The sequence below is a fragment of the Mesorhizobium sp. genome, assembly GCF_004962925.1.
Classification (GTDB): domain Bacteria; phylum Pseudomonadota; class Alphaproteobacteria; order Rhizobiales; family Rhizobiaceae; genus Mesorhizobium.
In genome coordinates this window covers 1-2051 of sequence record NZ_SUEO01000379.1, presented here as the reverse complement: position 1 = coordinate 2051, position 2051 = coordinate 1, and the positions used below count along the sequence as shown (strand labels likewise).

Annotated in this window: 4 protein-coding genes; 3 read left to right on the top strand and 1 reads right to left on the bottom strand. The window is 60.8% G+C overall.

The annotated features are described in order from the left end of the window. Nucleotides 1-262: DUF697 domain-containing protein (locus tag E5W87_RS35160; protein ID WP_292408485.1), on the top strand; the 262-nt coding region annotated here is incomplete at its 5' end. A 190-nt stretch (nucleotides 263-452) separates the two neighbouring features. Further along, entirely contained in the window at nucleotides 453-1007 is a 555-nt protein-coding gene (locus E5W87_RS35155) for a hypothetical protein (protein ID WP_292408482.1), read from the top strand. Between the two features lie 93 nt (nucleotides 1008-1100). On the opposite strand, the gene E5W87_RS35150 is transcribed toward E5W87_RS35155, so the two are convergent. Further along, nucleotides 1101-1367, bottom strand: a complete 267-nt coding sequence (locus E5W87_RS35150; RefSeq protein WP_292408480.1) for a hypothetical protein — start codon at nucleotides 1365-1367, stop codon at nucleotides 1101-1103. Nucleotides 1368-1615: 248 nt separating this feature from the next. On the opposite strand from E5W87_RS35150, the gene E5W87_RS35145 reads away from it, so the two are divergent. Then, on the top strand, nucleotides 1616-2051 hold a 436-nt coding region (locus E5W87_RS35145), incomplete at its 3' end, for a cation:proton antiporter (RefSeq protein ID WP_292408477.1).

The window sequence follows — 2051 nt, the reverse complement described above, 5'->3', positions numbered from 1 at the left end:
GGCGGTGACCGGCTCGATCGCTGTCGGCGACAGTTTCGTGCAGCAGATCGTCGGCCATGGCCTCGCCGCCCGGCTCTCGGCAAAGCTTGGCGAAGGTGTCGTCAACGGCATGATGACGGCGCGCATTGGCATTGCGGCGATGGAAACCGCGAGGCCCCTGCCCTTCAGCGCCACGAGACGGCCCGGCATGGGCGATTTCCTGTCCGCTCTGACGTCATTTGCAACAAAGAAAGAAAGGGAAACGGCGGCCTCCGACAAGTGAAGAACCACCTACAGCGCCGCGCCCTTTTGGACGCGCAAAGGGCGCTGTAGCGCGTTGATTTTGCGGATGATCCCCAACGCAAATCGATTCCGATTTTTAAGGTCATGCGCTAGCGGTGACGAAGCATTAACCAATCTTGTTCATGGTCGAACGGGTTCCAAACCAGTCTCTTTGTTGCCGGGTGTCGTCGATGAAAAGCGTGATCTTGTCCAACGTCCTGGCCCTGGCGGTCGTGGTTTCAACAACTGCCGGCCTGGTCGAAAAGACCTTTGCAGCAGAACCGGACAAGCAGTTCTTTCAATCCGTGGAAGGCAAATGGGTCGGCCCGGGAGAAATCGTCGCCGGCAAATACAAGGGGACGAAATTCACCTGCAGCTTCACCGGCTCGACACCTGACGGCAAGATCGGCATGTCGCTCGACGGCGGTTGCCGGGTCGGCATGTTCACCCAGCAGATGTCGGCGACGATCCAGCGCAAGGGCCGCGAAGGTTACAAGGGCAGCTTCATGGGCGGTGCCGCCGGTGCCGGTCTCGACATCGTCGGCGGCAACGTGGTCAACGCCAACAAGGTCGTCTTCACCATCAACCGCAACCAGTTGCGCGGCGTCATGCAAGCTCTTGTCCCCAACGACAACTCGATGACGGTGACGATTGCGGTGCGCGTCGACCGGCAACTGGTGCCGGTCATCGGCATGAAGCTGAAGCGCGTCGATACGCTCGAAGTCGGTTCCATCGCGCCGAACTGAGCGATCATTCGCGCATCCAGTGAACATGCGGCGCCGCGCTACAAAAAAAGCGGCAGCCACGGCCACCGCTTTTTGCAAAACTCAAATCGATGCTCAGCTCTCGATGGCGGTGGTCAGCTCGTCGTAGGCCTTGCAGGCCTCGTCGGCCGTCGTAGTACCTTGAAACTTGGTCGTGATCGCCTGGACCTTGGCGGTGAGATCGGCTGCCTTGGCCGGATCCTTGGTAATTGCCTCTTGAAGGGCTGCAGTCATGTCCTGAGCCTTCTTGGTCAGCATTTCGGTCGTGCATTCAGGTGCCTTCGAACAGGCCGAACCGGCAAGTGCCGCGATGCCAACGGCAACAAGCAAAAACGTCTTCATGTCAGTCTCCCTCAAAAAAGAGCAGCGACTTGATCGTCGCTCGCCCTCCACTGGCCGAAGCCGGGCGCCCTTAGCGCCCGATTGCCGAAACAAGCAACGCGGCCGGCGCATAAACTTGTGGAGCGCGCCTGCAACACTGCCGCACCAGTTTCCTGATTCGGACTGTTCGATCTCCGCCGAAGCCCCTATCTTGGCCGCTCGATGCCGCAGCACGTGCCGCGGTCCTTAAAAAGAACGGAACGGCAGGCATGGCGGCAGAAGCAGCGGGCAGCGATCTGATCCACGTGGTGGCGCTGCTCGCCGCAGGTGTTGTCGCCGTGCCGATCTTCAAGCGCATGGGGCTTGGCTCCATCCTTGGCTATCTGGCGGCCGGCGTGGTCATCGGCCCGTTCGGCATGGGCATCTTTTCCGAATCGGAAGCCATTCTTCATGTCGCCGAACTCGGCGTCGTCATGTTCCTGTTCATCATCGGGCTGGAGATGCAGCCGTCACGGCTGTGGGGACTCAGGCGAGAGATCTTTGGCCTCGGGGCATTGCAGGTCGGCGTGTGCGCGCTGTTACTGACCGGCGTCGGACTGGCGGGAGGTTTTCCGATCGCGCAATCCTTTGTCGCCGGCGCCGGCTTCGTGCTGACCTCGACGGCGATCGTCATGCAGCTCCTGGAGGAACGCGGCGAGATCGCCG

Coding starts and splice junctions, on each gene's coding strand:
- E5W87_RS35150 (WP_292408480.1), bottom strand. CDS start 1,367: ATGAAGACGTTTTTGCTTGTTGCCGTTGGCATCGCGGCACTTGCCGGT.
- E5W87_RS35155 (WP_292408482.1), top strand. CDS start 453: ATGAAAAGCGTGATCTTGTCCAACGTCCTGGCCCTGGCGGTCGTGGTT.